The organism is Streptosporangium sp. NPDC005286, assembly GCF_040607515.1.
Lineage (GTDB): Bacteria > Actinomycetota > Actinomycetes > Streptosporangiales > Streptosporangiaceae > Streptosporangium.
Genome location: NZ_JBEXGU010000081.1, coordinates 24,465 through 40,462 on the forward strand (window position 1 = coordinate 24,465; position 15,998 = coordinate 40,462).

A 15,998-nucleotide genomic window follows, 5' to 3' on the forward strand; every position below is an offset into this window, starting at 1 on the left:
GAAGACGGCCGGGCAGGCGGGGTCCGGGCCGGGTGCCGCTCATTCGCCCCGGAGGCGAGGGGCCGCGCCACGACCACGCTCTGTGCGCCACCGGGGGATTCACCCGCTAGAGCGGCCGGAAGTTCCGCCCCCACCAGGCGTTCCAGCGAGACTCCAGATCGGCGAACGCCGCGTCGTCGAGGCCGTAGGCGGTGAGCACCATCGTCGCGGCGCCGCCCGGGTTGACGTGCGAGGGCGGGCTCTGGGCCGCGACCAGCAGGCCGTCGCCCCAGCCCTCGACGGTGAGACCGACCTGGTTGGCCGAGCGGAACCGGACCTCACCGCGCAGCGTCTCGCCGGTGGGCCCCGACAGCTCGTACGGGCTCGCGGGGGGCAGCTCGGCCACGGCTGCGAGACCGGCGGCCTCAAGCACCGGCGTGGCCGCCGCGCCGGAGAGGAAGACGGTGCGCCGGTCGGCGCCCGGGTGCCGCTCCAGGGCGAAGGCGAGCTGGTGGGCGAAGGTGATCCAGCCCTCGGTGACGTCGTCGTAGTAGGCGTCCCAGTCCGGGTCGCCACCGCGCGGGGCCCGGGTGATCCGCAGGCGCGTCCGGCCGCCGAGGTCGGTCAGCTCGAACAGGTCACCGCCCTGGACCTCCAGCCGGTGCTCGGCCGCCGACTCGACGACATCCTGGTGGTAGATGACCTCGATCTCCTTGTCGAGGCCGTCGAAGTGCCAGCCATGCCAGCGCCGGATCCGCTCGGGATCGCGCAGCGCGCCCCAAACGTCCTCGACCGGAGCGGCGATGGTGACCTCGACGAAGAACGGCTTCTCTGTCATCGAATACCTCCAGCGGGGGAACGAACCTTGGTCACGGCGAGAGGATCAGCCGCCGGTTCCTCTCGGGCCGGGGGCCGGGTGCCCGCCGACGACGAGACGGTAGGGCCGCCCTCCGGGGGCGTCGAAGCGGGCGGCGACCTGGGAGACGGCCTCGGCGAGCATGTCGGTGAAGTCGTGCACGTCGCCGGGCTCGGCGAAGCGCACCCGCGCCTCGACGGTGAACGTCAGCAGCCGGACGCCCTGCCGGTCGGCGGCGGCCGCCATGCGGGTGACCTCGCGCACGGTGCCTGCGGCCACCTCGACGAGATGCTCGGCGGCGTACCTGTCGGCGACGCGGCGGAACCCCTCGTCGAACTCGGCGGTCTCGGCGACCTCGGTGGCCGGGGCGAGCACGCCGGGGTCGACGAGGAAGGCGTTGGCGGTGACGCGCATGACGCGCTCGACGAAGCCGCGCCGCGGACGCTCCTCCACCAGCTCGACCAGCCCGGCTTCCTCCAGCACCTTGATGTGATAGCCGACCCGCTGGCGCGGCAGGTCGAACTCGGCCGCGAGCTGGACCGCCGAGGCGGGCTCGCGCAGGCGGTCGAGGAGCCGGCGGCGGATCGGGGTGAGCGCCACGCGCAGGCGGTCGGGCTCGTCCATGAGCGTCATCTCGGTCGCGGACATGCCCCGATGAAACCATTAGACAAATTAAACTGTCAATTTCGGCACGGCCGACCGGCCCCCGCGAAAGGACCATCCGGGCACTCGCCCGCGAGCGGCCGGGGCGACTCCCGCGAGCCCTCTCACACGAGTCACCCGAGCCGGGACGGGAGCACGTTCAGCCCTCCCGTACGGGACCTGCCAGCCTCAGCGTCCAGCGGCGCGAGGGGTGGGCGTCGCAGTCGTACTGCAACGCCGTCACGTTGTTGTCGGTGCTCACCCCGCCCGCGATGGTCAGACACTTCCCCGTCTGCACATTCCTGACCTGGTACTGCCCCGTACCGGTCACATCGGCCAACCTCCAGCGGCGCGAGGGGTGGGCGTCGCAGTCGTACTGCAACGCCGTCACGTTGTTGTCGGTGCTCACCCCGCCGGCGATGGTCAGACACTTCCCCGTCTGCACATTCCTGACCTGGTACTGCCCCGTACCGGTCACATCGATCAACCTCCAGCGGCGCGAGGGGTGGGCGTCGCAGTCGTACTGCAACGCCGTCACGTTGTTGTCGGTGCTCACCCCGCCCGCGATGGTCAGACACTTCCCCGTCTGCACGTTCGTCAGCATCAGGGTGTTGGCGGCCGCGGCGCTCACCGGGAGCGGAGGCCTCTCGGCATTCGCCACGGCGCGGGCGCCGGATGCCGCCCCGGGCCCGCCTCCGACGGCGGGCAGCGCCGCGGAGGCGAGAAGTGTGATCGCCCAGGCGCACACCCTGGTCACGGTATGTCTGCGGGACATGAGGCCCTCCTCGATCTCGAACCTTTCGACCGCGAGGGGAGAACGCCCCTGACCACTGAATGATCATTTGACCTGGGCAACGCCACCATAGGCGGTCGTCGCCGGCCGGAGCCACCCGCCACGCGGGACGCCGTCCACGGGCCTTTCCCGCGGTTGACACCGCCTCGGGCGAGCCTGCCCGCCCGAACCCGGCGGATGGCTCGGCCGTCGCGCGGGCCCCTGCGGCGCTTCGTCGATGGCGAACACGCGCTCCGGGGGCGGCGTCCGCTCGGTAGGTTGCCTGGGTGGCGACGATTCGACGAGACGGCGTGGAACTCGCGTACGACGAGGCGGGCTCCGGTCCCGCGGTGCTGTTCGCGCACGCGGGAATAGCCGACCGGCGGATGTGGGAGCACCAGTTCCTGGCGCTGTCGGCGCGCCACCGGGTGATCCGCTACGACTGGCGCGGGTACGGCGAGTCCGGCGACGCGGCCGGTGGGTTCGCGCACCACGAGGACCTGCTGGTGGTGCTCGACGCGCTCGGGGTGGAGCGGGCAGCCCTCCGCCGAACGGCAGCTCGATCCACCGGCGAAGGGGCGGCTGGGCGAGATCGGGGTGCCCACGCTGGTGGTCAACGGACTCGCCGACGTGCCGCAGATCCAGGCCGTGTCCGGCCTGCTGGCCGACGGCATCGCGGGGGCACGCCGGCTGGACCTGCCCCGGACGGGTCACCTACCGCCACTGGAGCGGCCGGTGGAGACGACCTCCGCGCTGGCGGAGTTCCTTGGCTCGCTTCATCGGCCCGCCGGACGGCCGGGCCGGGGTGACGCGCGATGACGCCGGCCGTGAACGGCCACGCGCCGCGGATCTCCGCCTGGCTGCGCGCCCGCCCCGCCAGGGCGGGGCGCACCCGTGTCCTGGCCGTCGAGGGGCGGTCGGGGTCGGGGAAGTCCACCCTCGCCACCGCCGTGGCCGCGGAGCCGGCCGCTCCCGTCATACGGATGGACGACCTCTACCCGGGGTGGGACGGCCTGCTGAGCGGGGTCGACGCGCTGGTCGAGTGGATCCTGCTGCCGCTGAGCCTGGACCGGCCCGCACGATGGCGACGCTACGACTGGGCGGACGGCGCGTACGCCGAGTGGCACGAGGTTCCGGCCGCCGGGACCCTGGTCGTCGACGGCACCGGCTCCGGCGCGCTGGCCGCCGCGCCGTACCTGAGCGGCCTGCTCTGGCTGGAGGCGGCCGACGAGGTACGCAAGGACCGCGCGCTGGGGCGCGACGGCGATCTCTACGCCCCGCACTGGGAGCGCTGGGCGGCCCAGGAGGAGAGTTTCCACATCCGCGACGACGTCCGTGCCCGCGCCGACCTGACGATCGTCACCGGCTGAGGCGCCGAACCGCGACCGCCCAGGAAATCTGAGACTTCCGATCCGGAAGTGCCTCTCCACCCCGGCGCGCCGGGCAGTCTGGAGAGGCGCCGGGCACGCCGGTGCCGGCCCACAACGAGGAGAGCCCGTGACCACATGGATGCTGCTTGACTACGGCGAGGTCATCTCCATGCCACAGCCCGCCGGCGAGATAGCGGTCATGGCGGAGCTCGCCGGCCAGGATCTCGCGACCTTCGGTGACCGCTACTGGCGCCACCGCGACGCCTACGACCTCGGCCAGGCCCCCCACGCGTACTGGAGCGAGGTCCTCGGCCGGACGCTCGACGACGGCGATCCCCTCGTGGCCAGGCTCGACGCGGCCGACACCGCGAGCTGGTCCCACCTCAACCCCGAGACCCTGCGCGCGATCGAGGGGTTCGCCGGGCGCCACCGGCTCGCCCTGCTGTCCAACGCCCCCGAGTCGCTGGCGGTGGCCATCGACGACGCGCCGTGGTCCGCGGCGTTCACCCATCGCTTCTACAGCTGCCGGCTGGCCCTGGCCAAGCCGGATGCCGCCGTCTTCGAGCAGGTCCTGCGCCGGCTCGACGCCGCCCCCGGTGACGTCACCTTTCTCGACGACCGGGCGGTCAACGTCCGCGCCGCGGCGGCGCTCGGTATCAACGCCGTCCTCCATCCGGCGCGACCGTCCTCGTGGCACCGGGGCTGAGGTCAGGCCAAAAAGCGCGCCACCCACTCGCGGGCGCCGGGAAGGATCTCCTCCACCGGCGCCACCTGCGGGTACCAGGTGCGTTCCCATTCCAGGCAGACCCAGCCACCGAAGCCGCGCAGCAGATCGCCGCACCCGTCGAGGGGAACCCCGCCCGCCCACATCGGCACCGGAGTGGTGTCGGTCGCCGAGACCGCGTCCTTGATCTGCACGTACGCGAGGTGATCGCCCAGCGCCGCCAGGGTGTCGGCGGGCGCCTCGCCGTGGCGCCACGGGTGCAGCACGTCCCACAGCGCGCCCGCGGTCTCGGGCACGCCCGCGGCGTCCAGCAGCCGCCCGACCGCGGCACCGGTCGGCATGGCGTCGTGGGTCTCCACCAGCACCCGTACCCCGGACTCGGCGCACAGGTCCGCGACCGCGCGCAGCCGCCGCGCCCCCGCCTCGAGGTCCTGCCCGCCGGGAAAGACCCGCACGGCGGGAGCGCCCAGGTCCGCGGCGAGGACCAGGTCCTCGCGAAGTTCCCGTACCACGGGCTCGTCCGGGCCGGTCACGGCGATCCCGACATATCCCGCGAGGGCGGAGATCTCCAGCCGGGCCGCCCCGACGGCCGCGCGGACCTCCGCCCGCCGCGCCGGGGAGAGCCCGGCGTGGACCCCGGTATCGGGGTGGAGGCGGAGTTCGAGCCCGGCGCACCCGTACGCCACGGCCGTCTCGACGGCCCGCGCGAGGCCCTGCCCCGGCATGCCGAGCGTGCTGAACGCCAACCGCATCGAGCCCCCTTGGAAAACGTTCATCGTAGACGCTAGGCCGCGTGGGCGCCTCCGTGGTCGGTGCGGGTCAGACGGCGGCGGAAGACCCAGTAGGTCCAGCCCTGGTAGGCGAGGACCAGCGGGGTGAAGACGACGGCGACCCACGTCATCACCGTGAGCGTGTACGGGCTGGAGGCGGCGTTGTCGACGTTCAGGCTGTTGGCCGGGTCCAGCGCGGGCATCACGTCGGGCCAGAGGTTACCGAAGAGGGTGACCGTGACGGCGATGACGGCCACCGCGTTGGCGGTGAAGGCCCAGCCGTCGCGGCCGCGCAGGGTGGCGAGCAGCGCGCCCGCGATCCCGGCGGCGGCCAGCGCGGCGCTCGCCCAGGTGGCGGGCCTGCCCCCGATGAGCTGGGTGGCGGTCAGGAAGGCTCCGCCCACGACCAGCGTGACCACGGCGAGCCTCTTCGCCATGACGGCCGAGCGGGCGCGCAGGTCGCCGTCGGTGCGCAGGGTCAGGAAGAGCGCGCCGTGCAGCACGAACAGCGAGAGCGTGGCCAGGCCACCCAGCAGCGCGTACGGGTTGAGCAGGGTGAGCAGCGTCCCGGTGTACTCGTGGTCGGCGTCCAGCGGGACGCCCCGGACGATGTTGGCGAAGGCCACGCCCCACAGGAAGGCGGGGAGCAGCGATCCGATGAACAGCGTGCGGTCCCAGCCTCGGGAGCTTTCGCTCTTGTTGCGGTACTCGATGGCCACGCCGCGCAGGATGAGCGCGACGAGGATGAGGAACAGCGGCAGGTAGAACCCGCTGAACAGGGTCGCGTACCACTCGGGAAAGGCGGCGAACGTGGCGCCTCCGGCGACCAGCAGCCAGACCTCGTTGCCGTCCCAGACCGGCCCGATGGTGGCCAGGACGGTCCTGCGGTCGGCCTCGTCCCTGCCCAGCAGCGGCAGCAGGATGCCGACGCCGAAGTCGAATCCCTCCAGGACGAAGTAGCCGGTCCACAGCACGGCGATGAGCACGAACCAGACGGTGGTGAGTTCCATGGGGGTTCCTCGGTGGGTGCCTCAGTAGGAGAGCGCGGGGGTGGTGTCTTCGGACGGCTTCTCGGTCTCGTCCTCGGGGCCGAGGCGGATGAACTTGAGGAGCAGCCGGACTTCGATCGCCGCGAGCACCGCGTAGAGAAGGGTGAAGCCGACCAGGGTGATCGCGACCTCGGTGACGTCGACGCCCGGTGAGACGGCGGCCGCGGTACGCATCAGCCCGAAGACGGTCCAGGGCTGGCGGCCCATCTCGGTGAAGATCCATCCCAGCGAGTTGGCCAGGAAAGGCAGCGCGATGCCGGCGATGGCGATCCGGTGGAACCACGGCCCGGCGGGGAGTCTGCGGCGCCGGGTGAGCCAGAGCCCGGCCAGGGCCAGCAGCGCGGCCAGCACGCCGAAGCCGATCATCAGCCGGAAGGACCAGTAGGCGAGACCGACCACCGGCCGGTAGTCACCGGGGCCGTAGATGGCCTCGTAGCGGGCCTGGATGTCGTTGATGCCCTCCACCCGGCCGTCCAGCGTGTTGGTGGACAGCAGGCTGAGCCCGTAGGGGATCTGCAGGTTGATGTGGTTTCGACCGTTTTCGACATCGCCGACGGCGAACAGCGAGAAGCCGGCGGAGGTCTCGTCCTCCCACAGCGCCTCGGCGGCGGCCATCTTCATCGGCTGCTGCTCGGTCATGATCTGCGCCTGCCAGTGCCCGGAGGCGGCCCCCCCGACCGAGGCGACCAGGGTGACGGCCATGGCCACCCGCGCCGAGGTGCGGAAGAGCTCCACATGCCTCTTTCTGAGCAACTGCCAGGCGCTCACCCCGGCGACGAACGTCCCGGCGGCGATGAACGCGCCGAACAGCACGTGCGGGAAGGTGACCAGGGTGGTGGAGTTGGTGAGCACCGCCCAGATGTCGGTGAGCTCCGCGCGGCCGGTCTGCGGGTTGAGGCGGTAGCCGACCGGGTGCTGCATCCAGGAGTTGGCGGCGAGGATGAAGTAGGCCGACAGGTTGGTGCCGATCGCGGCGATCCAGATCGTGGCCAGGTGGACCCTGGGCGACAGTCTCTCCCAACCGAAGATCCACAGTCCGAGGAAGGTGGACTCCAGGAAGAAGGCCATCAGTCCCTCCATCGCCAGCGGCGCACCGAACACGTCACCGACGAAGCGGGAGTAGTCACTCCAGTTCATCCCGAACTGGAACTCCTGCACGATGCCGGTGACCACCCCCATCGCAAAGTTGATCAGAAACAGGCGGCCCCAGAACTTCGTCATCCGCAGATAGGTGGGATTGCCCGTACGGTGCCAGGCGGTCTGGAATCCCGCGACGAGTACCGACAGACCGATCGTCAGCGGCACGAACAGGAAGTGGTAGACCGTCGTAATCCCGAACTGCCAGCGCGACAGATCCAAGACGTCCATCAATGCTCCGTCTCACGAGTGATATCTCCGCAAGGATTCCGATTAGGGGTGTTTGCCACGTAGGGCCGCCGGGCCCTGATCGGAAGGACCTTGGTCCCGCCCCCTCGCCCCGGTATCCGGGACTTACGGCCCTCGCTGTGGAAGATCACGGACGGCGGCGAGGTTTCCGCAGGTGAGGCGGTGGGTTAGGGGTGTGTGGCTGCGGGGGAGGCCTCAGGTGATGCCGATCGGGGGACGCGGAGCCGGAGGAGCCCCGGACTCGCAGCGACATCGATCTTCGCAGTGGGAGAAACCCATGACCGGACGCAGATCGGCGCCGGGCGACCTTGGCCGCCGGATCGCCAGACGACGCGAGGATCTCGGCCTCAGCCGGGAGGAGTTGGCGAGGCGGGCCGGAATCGATCCCGGTTATCTCGCCTACCTGGAGGAGTCCGTGGCCTCACCGAACACCGGGACCGTGAACCGCGTGGCCACCGCCCTGGACACCAGGCCCGAGGAGCTGCTCGGCAAGTACACCGACCTGCCGCCCGGCCACGGCCGGGCGGCAGGTCACCCCGTGCTGGAGAAGCTCGACCGGGACGAGTGCCTGCGGCTCATCACCCCCGGAGGGGTGGGCAGGATCGCCTTCGAGGAGGCCGACGGGCCGGTGATCCTTCCGGTCGACTACGCCCTGCTCGGTGACTCGGTGATCTTCCGCACCGCCTTCGGCGGCCCGCTCGACGGCCCCCTGCGCACCGGGGTCCAGGGGGTCGAGTGCAAGGTCGCCTTCGAGGTCGACCGGATCGACGACGCCTGCCACGAGGGCTGGAGCGTGCTGGTGCGCGGCGGGATCCAGCACGTCTCCTCCGAGGAGGACCGGGCCACCCTGGCGGCGCTGGGCGTCCGGCCGTGGGCGGGAGGCGAACGGGAGCTGTACGTGAAGATCACCGCCGCCGAGGTCAGCGGCCGGCGCATCCGGCGCGGCCTGTGATCCCCGCGGAGATGGACGCCTGGGTCGTCACCCACCCGGGGCCGATCCTCTCGCGTCCCCTGCGTCGGGTCCGCGTCCCGGTCCCCTCCCCCGGGCCCGGTGAGGTGCTGGTCCGCGTCGAGGTCTGCGCGGTCTGCCGGACCGACCTGCATCTCGCCGAGGGCGACCTACGGCCACGCCGTCCGAGGACCACCCCCGGCCACGAGGCCGTGGGCCGGGTGGTGGCCGCCGGTCCCGGCGCCGGGCGGCTGTCGCCGGGCACCCGGGTGGGCGCGGCCTGGCTCCGCTCGGCCTGCGGTCACTGCCGCTACTGCCTGCGGGGCTCGGAGAACCTCTGTCCCCGCTCGACCTACACCGGCTGGGACGCCGACGGCGGCTACGCCGAATACCTGACCGTTCCCGAGGACTTCGCCTACCCGCTGCCGCCGGAGGCGCCGGCGGAGAAGCTGGCACCGCTGCTGTGCGCCGGGATCATCGGCTACCGCGCGCTGCTCCGCAGTGACCTTCCTCCCGGCGGGCGCCTGGGCATCTACGGCTTCGGCGCCTCGGCGCATCTGACCGCGCAGATCGCCATCGCCCAGGGCGCGACGGTGCACGTGCTGACCCGCTCGGCCAGAGCCAGGGAACTGGCCATGACGCTGGGCGCGGCCTCGGCGGGCGACGCCGCGGACGCCCCGCCCGAGCCGCTGGACTCGGCGATCCTGTTCGCCCCGGTGGGCGAGCTGGTACCGGTCGCGCTGGCCGCGCTGGACCGGGGCGGCACCCTCGCGGTGGCGGGCATCCATCTCAGCGACATCCCGCCTCTGACCTACCAGCGCCACCTGTTCCAGGAGCGCACCCTGCGCAGCGTCACCGCCAACACCCGGGCCGACGGCCGGGCCTACCTGGAACTCGCCATGGCCCACCCGCCCCAGGTGACCACGGTGCCCTACCCCCTGGCCGAGGCCGACCGGGCCCTGGCCGACCTGGCCGCCGACCGGGTCGAGGGCGCCGCCGTCCTGACGATCTCCTCCCCCTGACCGGTTCCGGCCAAAGGAGCTCAGACCTCCCCGAGGACGCGGTGCAGGATGGCCGTCGTCGCGGCCGGCTGCTCGGCCTCGATGCCCAGGCGGTTCAAGATGTGCCAGTAACGCTCGACGTCGGCGGCCTTGTCCAGGTAGAGGGCGCCGGTGAGCTGTTCGAGGTAGACCACATCGGGCAGTTGCCCCTCGGGGAAGCGCAGGATGGTGGCGGGGCCGGTCACCGCGGCGGCGGCTCCGACGCTGAAAGGCATGACCTGGAACGTGACATGGCCGAGCTCGACGATCTCCATGAGGTGCCTGAGCTGGGCGCGCAGCACCTCGGGGCCTCCGACGGGGCGGCGCAGCACCGCCTCGTCGACGATCGCCCAGAGCGTGGGGGGCTCTGGACGCCACAGGAGTCGCCGGCGTTCCATGCGCAGGGCGACGCGGCGCTCGATCTCGGACGTGGAGGCATCGGCGCAGGCGGACCGGATGAGAGCACGGGCGTAGTCCTCGGTCTGCAACAGCTCCGGGACGGACTGGACGTCGTAGGCGCGGATGAGGGACGCGGCCTGCTCCAGCCCGAGATAGGCGTCGAACCAGGCGGGAACCACGTCACCGTAGGCCTGCCACCAGCCGGGCCTGTTGGCCTCCGCGGCCAGGGCGAGCAGCGGGGCGCGTTCGTCGTCGACGACGACCCCGTAGAGGGTGAGGAGATCGGCCACGTCGCGCTGCTTGAAACCGGTCCGCCCCAGCTCCAGGCGACTGATCTTGGAGTGCGACCCGCGGATCGCCTCCCCGGCCTCCTCACGTGTGATGTGACCGGCCTCGCGCAGCCGCCGCAGCTGCGCGCCCACCAGCATGCGCACCACGGTGGGTCCGGCCTGCCGGTGATCCGGGCTGTGACCATCGGTTTGCGCACTTACCGCCCGAACAATGCGCAAATCTGCTCCTCTGAATCGCAGCCGCTTGATCCGTGACTCTTCAAGACTTTCACGCCGAGGTTGCTTTTCGCAGTGGGACGAAGACTCTCCGCGAGAAATTCGTACCATCTCCACACGTAATGGCAAGATCGTGGCAGCCTCGGCGATCCGGCGAGTCAGCCGGCCGGAGCGCACGCCGGGTCCTTACGGCTCCCGGAAACCGGCCCGGCCCCGATCCGACTCCAAGGAGAACGCGTGGACGGCGAGCGACCCCCCTCCGGATCCAACGAGCTCAACCCGCATGTCGCCCACAACGCCAGGGTCTGGAACTACTGGCTGGGCGGCAAGGACCACTATTCCGCCGACCGTGAGGTCGGTGACCGTGTTTTCGCGATGTTCCCGAACATCGTCCATGTGGCCCGCGCCGACCGGGCGTTCCTGGGGCGGGTGGTCCGCCATCTGACCGGCGAGGTGGGGATCCGGCAGTTCCTCGACATCGGCACCGGGCTGCCCACCGTGGACAACACCCACCAGGTGGCGCAGCGGGTGAACCCGCGGGCGCGCGTCGTGTACGTCGACAACGACCCCCTCGTACTCGTGCACGCCCGCGCGCTGCTGTCCGGCACGCCGGAGGGCGCCACCGACTACGTCGACGCCGACGCCCGCGACCCCGAGACGATACTGCGGGCCGCGGCGAAGACACTGGATTTCGGCCGTCCGGTGGCGGTCATGCTCCTGGGCATCCTGAACTTCGTCCTCGACACCGCGGAGGCCCGGTCGGTGGTGCGCCGGCTCATGGACGCCGTGCCCTCCGGCAGCCATCTGGTGCTCACCCACCCGACCCTGGAACTCGGCGGCGAGGGCAACGTCGAGGCGATGCGTTTCTGGAACGAGCACGCCAAGCCCCCGATCGTCGCCCGCAACGGCCAGGAGATCGCCGCCTTCCTCGACGGCCTGGAACTGCTCGAACCCGGCCTGGTCTCGTGCTCGCTCTGGCGTCCCGAGCTGGCCGGCGTCGGCGGCGAGCCCACCCGGATCGCCCAGTACGGCGCCGTCGGCCGCAAGCCGTAGGCCGGATGCCGTGGGCCAGGCGCCGCTCCCGGCCCCCCCCGGAGCCTGGAACGGCGTCCGGCTCGGGCGGAGGTGATCGCCGGCCCACCCCCGTTGCTAGCATCGATCCATGCCACGCCCGCGAACCGTCAGCGACGAGGCGATCTTCGCCGCGGTCGCGGGGGTCGTCAGCCGGGTCGGTCCCGCCAGGCTCACCCTGGCGGCCGTCGCCAAGGAGGCGGGGCTCTCGCCCGCCACCCTGGTGCAGCGCTTCGGTTCCAAGCGCGCGCTGCTGCTGGGCCTTCACCAGGGCGACACCGAGTACGTCCGCCGGCGGCTGCGCGCGGCGGGCCCCCGGAACGGGATCCTTGAGACGCTGCTGGACAACCTGACGGACCTGGCCGGGCCGGTCTCCGACCCCGTGGCCTTCTCCAACCACCTCGCCGTCCTCCACCAGGATCTCAGCGACCCCGAGTTCCACGCCCAGGCGCGGGCGCACGCCCGCGCCATGCGTGAGGAGATCCACGACCTGCTCGTCAGGGCCACGGAGGCCGGCGAGCTCCTGCCCACCGACCTCGCACAGCTGGCCCGCTCCGTGCAGTCGACCTACAACGGCGCACTGGTCACCTGGGCGATCCATCGCGAGGCGCCGCTGGAGACCTGGCTCCGCCGCGAACTCGACGCGGTTCTCGCCCCCTGGCGCGCCACCGGGAAAGCACGGGAGCGGCAGGCACCCTAGGGCGGGCCCCTACGGCCCCGCCCGCCGGGGCGGCAGCCACCGAAGGCAGGATATGTCCGAAAAGGCTACGCCTGGGCGAATAATACCCAAATAGGCCCTACATCAATAAATATCCTCTCCAGGGGAGGATATTTCGATGAGTAGCACTAGAAAGGCGATATGCAGGCAGGATATGCCTGAGTGACCGGGCGCACGGGAACGGCATCCAAAGAAGATCCAATCTCTTATTACCGGCTTTCCACTTCGTACTGTTGAATCCTCATAATTAGTGATCTCAACGTAGATGCCCCGGAGAGGAAGCCAGACCATGCCTGACGTCGGCCCCATCCAGGTGGGGGATCCCGAACGTGTGGACGAGTACCGGATAACGGGGCGACTGAGGGAGAACGTCTACCGAACCGCGGGCCAGTGCTCCGGCGTTCACGACTCCGTTGCCCAATTCGTTTTCAATCTCCGCGACCTGCGCGTCCGGTACCGGATAACGATGCCGGACGTCGACCGGCGGCAATTGGGCAACAGCGTCGTTCACGCCGGGGGCGAAGGCCCGCGCGGGCGTGCCCTGGCCTTCGGTGCCCGTGAGCAGGTCAGCTCACACGGGTCGCTTCTGCTGTTCGATGTAGTGCTTGAGGACCGCAAGCGGTGCGCCGCCCACGCTCGCGGCGAAGGAGGAGCAGGACCACAAATGCCCGCCCCACGGGTACCGGCGGACGTGAGCGCTGTATTCCTTGCGCAGCATCCGCGCCCAGACACCCTTCAGTGAGTTGACGAGCTTGGAGGGGGCGACCTTCGGCGGGTAGTGGACCAGCAGGTGGACGTGGTCGTGGTCGCCGTTGAACTCACGCAGTTCAACCTCGAAGCCGGCGCAAACATCCCGCATGATCTCCTCGCAGCGGACCGGCATCTCGTTCGTGAACACCCCCGCCGATACTTGGTGACGAACACCAAATGCGCATGAAGGTTGCAGACGACATGGCATCCTGTCCGGACATCGGGGTTTGGATTCCATCACGGTGACATAAACCAAACGATACGATCACGGTGTGGAGTCAGTGAAGCAGACCCGGGCGCACGTGGCGCGTCTCGACCTCGGCGCAGAGCAGGTGGCCGTGCTGGATGGTCAGGCGCACACCGCCCGCGTGCCGTGGAACCTGCTGCATGAGTACTTCACCTTCCGCCAGGGCCGGTTCGCGACGTTGAAGGACTGCGACGCGGCGATCCGGCAGGCTCGCCGCGAGATCGACTGGATGGGACAACTGCCCGCCCAGGCCGCGCAGGCGGTGCTGAAAACGTATCGGCAGGCGTGGGCGAATTTCCTCAACCCCGACCATCTCGCCACACGGCCCACGTTCAAGGGCCGCCTGCGGACCCGGTTGGCCGTGGACGTCCCCCAGGCCCGCGATTTGCAGATCAAGCGGGTCAACCGGCGCTGGGGCGCGGTCAATCTGCCCAAGGTCGGGCGGGTGCGGTTTCGGTGGACCAAGGACCTGCCCGGCCTCACCAGGGGCGGACCTGCCGGGCGGATCACCGGAGCCCGCCTGGTCAAGGATGCCCACGGCTGGCAGATCGTGTTCCGCACCCAAACCCTCATCGCGCCGAGGTCGGCCGTGCACCCAGGCCACACGGTAGGGATCGACCGGGGAATCACCGTCGCCTTGGCCCTGTCGGACGGCACCATGCGCGAACACCGCCCCTGGCTCACCGGCGGCGAGAAAGAACACCTGCGCCGGCTGGAGAAGACGTCGGCCCGCCGGCGCACAGCCCGGCCGAAGAAGACCCGCCCCTCGGGGCGGGAGCGGCGCACCTACGACCAGATCGCCCGGCTGCGCGCGAAAGCCAAGCGCCGAGCCGTCGACTGGCAGCACCGAACCACCACCGAACTCGCCGGCACCTTCGCTGTGATCAAGGTGGAGAACCTGTCCATCGCGAACATGGTCCGCTCGGCCAAGGGCACGATCGAAGCCCCGGGCAGGAACGTCGCCCAGAAGGCGGGGCTGAACCGGTCGATCAGCGGCGAGGCGTGGGGCCGGACCGTCACCCTGCTCGAATACAAGAGCGCCGGCCGGGGCGGACAGGTCGTCAAGGTTCCCGCCGCGGGCACCTCGCAGACGTGCCACCGGTGCGGCCACCGCGAGGCCACTAATCGCGACGGAACAAAGTTCGCGTGCCGCAACCCTGATTGCGGGTGGGTCGGCCACGCCGACACCAACGCCGCGATCAATATCAAGAACGCCGTCGGAACGCCGGTGTCAGGACGTGGAGACCTCGGGGTTACCCGGTCTGCGAAGCGTCAACCCCCGCGCGCCGCTTAACCGCGACGCGACGGGAGAGCCTCCGGCCCCCAGGCCGGGGAGGAGTTCAACTTGCCACGGCCCCCTTGGAAGACCGGGTGGTCGTGCGGCCACTGCCCGCGGACGTGGACCGCGAGCGGTTCAGGGAGGCGATGGAGCCGCTGCGGAAGATGCCCGCCTTCTGCACCGCGCAGGTTCCGCACAGCGGGGTGGACGGCGACAGGCCGTAGATCGTCGGCGAGTACGTCGACGGCCCCAGCCTCGCCCCGGTCATCGGCGAGCGTGGCCCGCTGCGCGGTGGGGACGTTCCCGACCGCTGCGGTCGCCCCGGGCGGGGCACGCGCCGCCGCCAACCCGGACGACAAGTTCCTGGCCGGGGAATTCGATCTGGTCCGGGTCGTGGATCCGGCGGGAGGCCAGGACAACCAGGTCAGGACCATCGACACGTCACTGAAGACCCTCCCCCACCGGGGCGGGAACAGGACGAGGATCCTGCTGACGATCTACGAGGGCCTGGGGAGGAACAGCGGTCCAGGGATCGTGGACGTGGCCCCGCCACGGAGCTGGAGAAGGTCACTCTCTGGTACACGCCCAGGTGACCGGCCGCGGGGTGCGCGTCACGGCCCGGTGACCTGGCCGTCCTCTCTCCCATCGGCCGCCCCGAGTACGGGATCGGCGCAGGAGGCGCCTGGCAGCCCGCGAAAAACGACACCCGTCTGGAACGATCCAGGATTTCACCTCCCCGCGATCACCGCCAGGGCATGCGGTACGGGCACCTCAAGCGCTCTCTTGCTCGCCAAAGGTTCCGATATCTTCGCAAAACAGCTGAAAAGTCGCGGCAGACACAAATGACTTTGACCTGCCACCGAGGATTGGTCATATTTGCGCAATGGTCAATCTACGCCCCCTCGCGGGAGCGATCCTCACATCCGCTTTGCTGATCGGCTACACCGCCGCCACCCCTGCGGCCGCCTCGACCGCGGAGACCGTCACGGTCTCCGTCACGGAGGCTGCGGCACGGCCGAGTAACGGAAAGATCCTCTACTCCCGCTACAGCCGCGGGGAGGGCACCCTGAAGGTCAAGAACGGCAACCGGACGGACGCCGTCATCACCCTGGTCCGCGGCAGGTCCAAGGCGCTCAGCGTCTACGTCCGCGCCCGGTCCACCGCCACCGTCAGGGTGGTCAGGGACGGCACCTACACCATCTTCTACACCTCCGGCTACAGGTTCAGCACCTCCACCGGCAGGTTCACCCGCAACCCCTCCTACCAGCGCTTCGACGACCGGCTGAGGTTCGTCACGACCTCCACCAGCTCGACCATCTGGACCCTCACCCTCACCCCCACCAGGGGAGGCAACGCCCGTACCCGCGGCGTCTCTCCGGGCGACTTCCCAGCCTGATCCCCCGAGGTCCCGCCCGCCCGACCGCCATCGCGACGCCCGCAGCGTCACCGAAGGGCGACCGGGCCGCCTTCCCGCCGAGCGGGCGGCCCGGC

17 protein-coding genes and 1 pseudogene are annotated in these 15,998 nt (G+C 70.6%); 10 read left to right on the plus strand and 8 right to left on the minus strand.

The window, feature by feature from the left end; all coding sequences use genetic code 11:
• Nucleotides 1-106: 106 nt before the first annotated feature.
• From ABZU75_RS26415 to ABZU75_RS26425, 3 genes are all read right to left on the minus strand, one after another.
• On the minus strand, nt 107-817 hold the full coding sequence (locus ABZU75_RS26415; protein WP_355559427.1) for an SRPBCC domain-containing protein: 711 nt from the start codon (nt 815-817) through the stop codon (nt 107-109).
• A gap of 45 nt (nt 818-862) precedes the next feature.
• A complete protein-coding gene (locus ABZU75_RS26420) occupies nt 863-1,483 on the minus strand; it encodes a helix-turn-helix domain-containing protein (RefSeq protein ID WP_350923805.1) in 621 nt (206 codons plus the stop codon).
• 154 nt (nt 1,484-1,637) lie between these two features.
• A complete protein-coding gene (locus tag ABZU75_RS26425) occupies nt 1,638-2,252 on the minus strand; it encodes an RICIN domain-containing protein (RefSeq protein ID WP_355559430.1) in 615 nt (204 codons plus the stop codon).
• 383 nt (nt 2,253-2,635) lie between these two features.
• On the opposite strand from ABZU75_RS26425, the gene ABZU75_RS26430 reads away from it, so the two are divergent.
• The 3 genes from ABZU75_RS26430 to ABZU75_RS26440 all read left to right on the plus strand — a co-directional run bounded on the left by ABZU75_RS26430 (nt 2,636) and on the right by ABZU75_RS26440 (nt 4,325).
• A complete protein-coding gene (locus ABZU75_RS26430; protein WP_355559471.1) occupies nt 2,636-3,058 on the plus strand; it encodes a hypothetical protein in 423 nt (140 codons plus the stop codon).
• 6 nt (nt 3,059-3,064) lie between these two features.
• A complete protein-coding gene (locus ABZU75_RS26435) occupies nt 3,065-3,619 on the plus strand; it encodes a hypothetical protein (protein ID WP_355559433.1) in 555 nt (184 codons plus the stop codon).
• Nucleotides 3,620-3,746: 127 nt separating this feature from the next.
• The gene (locus ABZU75_RS26440; protein WP_355559436.1) at nt 3,747-4,325 is read left to right on the plus strand and encodes an HAD-IA family hydrolase; all 579 of its coding nucleotides are present in this window, start codon (nt 3,747-3,749) and stop codon (nt 4,323-4,325) included.
• A gap of 2 nt (nt 4,326-4,327) precedes the next feature.
• Here the strand turns inward: ABZU75_RS26440 and ABZU75_RS26445 are convergent, their stop codons facing one another.
• Genes ABZU75_RS26445 through ABZU75_RS26455 form a run of 3 tightly spaced genes read right to left on the minus strand, consistent with a single transcriptional unit; the run spans nt 4,328 to nt 7,530 of the window.
• Nucleotides 4,328-5,095, minus strand: a complete 768-nt coding sequence (locus ABZU75_RS26445) for a sugar phosphate isomerase/epimerase family protein (RefSeq protein WP_355559438.1) — start codon at nt 5,093-5,095, stop codon at nt 4,328-4,330.
• 32 nt (nt 5,096-5,127) lie between these two features.
• Nucleotides 5,128-6,123 (minus strand): cytochrome d ubiquinol oxidase subunit II, encoded by a 996-nt coding sequence (gene cydB / locus ABZU75_RS26450; protein ID WP_355559441.1) that lies wholly within the window; start codon nt 6,121-6,123, stop codon nt 5,128-5,130.
• Nucleotides 6,124-6,144: 21 nt separating this feature from the next.
• Nucleotides 6,145-7,530: a cytochrome ubiquinol oxidase subunit I gene (locus tag ABZU75_RS26455; protein ID WP_355559443.1), complete on the minus strand. Its 1,386-nt coding sequence runs from the start codon at nt 7,528-7,530 to the stop codon at nt 6,145-6,147.
• A 295-nt stretch (nt 7,531-7,825) separates the two neighbouring features.
• On the opposite strand from ABZU75_RS26455, the gene ABZU75_RS26460 reads away from it, so the two are divergent.
• Nucleotides 7,826-8,500 (plus strand): pyridoxamine 5'-phosphate oxidase family protein, encoded by a 675-nt coding sequence (locus ABZU75_RS26460; protein ID WP_355559446.1) that lies wholly within the window; start codon nt 7,826-7,828, stop codon nt 8,498-8,500.
• Between the two features lie 11 nt (nt 8,501-8,511).
• Nucleotides 8,512-9,519, plus strand: a complete 1,008-nt coding sequence (locus tag ABZU75_RS26465; protein WP_355559449.1) for a zinc-dependent alcohol dehydrogenase family protein — start codon at nt 8,512-8,514, stop codon at nt 9,517-9,519.
• Nucleotides 9,520-9,539: 20 nt separating this feature from the next.
• On the opposite strand, the gene ABZU75_RS26470 is transcribed toward ABZU75_RS26465, so the two are convergent.
• Nucleotides 9,540-10,364 (minus strand): helix-turn-helix transcriptional regulator, encoded by an 825-nt coding sequence (locus ABZU75_RS26470; protein ID WP_355559452.1) that lies wholly within the window; start codon nt 10,362-10,364, stop codon nt 9,540-9,542.
• Nucleotides 10,365-10,679: 315 nt separating this feature from the next.
• Here ABZU75_RS26470 and ABZU75_RS26475 point away from each other — a divergent pair, with 315 nt between their 5' ends.
• Complete coding sequence (locus ABZU75_RS26475) at nt 10,680-11,495, plus strand: SAM-dependent methyltransferase (RefSeq protein WP_355559454.1); 816 nt, start codon at nt 10,680-10,682, stop codon at nt 11,493-11,495.
• A gap of 109 nt (nt 11,496-11,604) precedes the next feature.
• Nucleotides 11,605-12,213 (plus strand): TetR/AcrR family transcriptional regulator, encoded by a 609-nt coding sequence (locus tag ABZU75_RS26480; RefSeq protein ID WP_355559457.1) that lies wholly within the window; start codon nt 11,605-11,607, stop codon nt 12,211-12,213.
• 589 nt (nt 12,214-12,802) lie between these two features.
• Here the strand turns inward: ABZU75_RS26480 and tnpA are convergent.
• A pseudogene (gene tnpA, locus ABZU75_RS26485) lies at nt 12,803-13,158 on the minus strand (IS200/IS605 family transposase).
• Nucleotides 13,159-13,253: 95 nt separating this feature from the next.
• On the opposite strand from tnpA, the gene ABZU75_RS26490 reads away from it, so the two are divergent.
• The 3 genes from ABZU75_RS26490 to ABZU75_RS26500 all read left to right on the plus strand — a co-directional run bounded on the left by ABZU75_RS26490 (nt 13,254) and on the right by ABZU75_RS26500 (nt 15,903).
• Nucleotides 13,254-14,522 carry a transposase gene (locus ABZU75_RS26490; RefSeq protein ID WP_355559460.1) on the plus strand — a complete coding sequence of 423 codons (1,269 nt, stop codon included), beginning with the start codon at nt 13,254-13,256 and terminating at the stop codon, nt 14,520-14,522.
• 65 nt (nt 14,523-14,587) lie between these two features.
• The gene (locus tag ABZU75_RS26495) at nt 14,588-14,731 is read left to right on the plus strand and encodes a hypothetical protein (RefSeq protein ID WP_355559463.1); all 144 of its coding nucleotides are present in this window, start codon (nt 14,588-14,590) and stop codon (nt 14,729-14,731) included.
• Nucleotides 14,732-15,390: 659 nt separating this feature from the next.
• Nucleotides 15,391-15,903, plus strand: coding sequence for a hypothetical protein (locus tag ABZU75_RS26500; protein WP_355559465.1), 513 nt, complete (start codon nt 15,391-15,393; stop codon nt 15,901-15,903).
• Nucleotides 15,904-15,998: the final 95 nt, after the last annotated feature.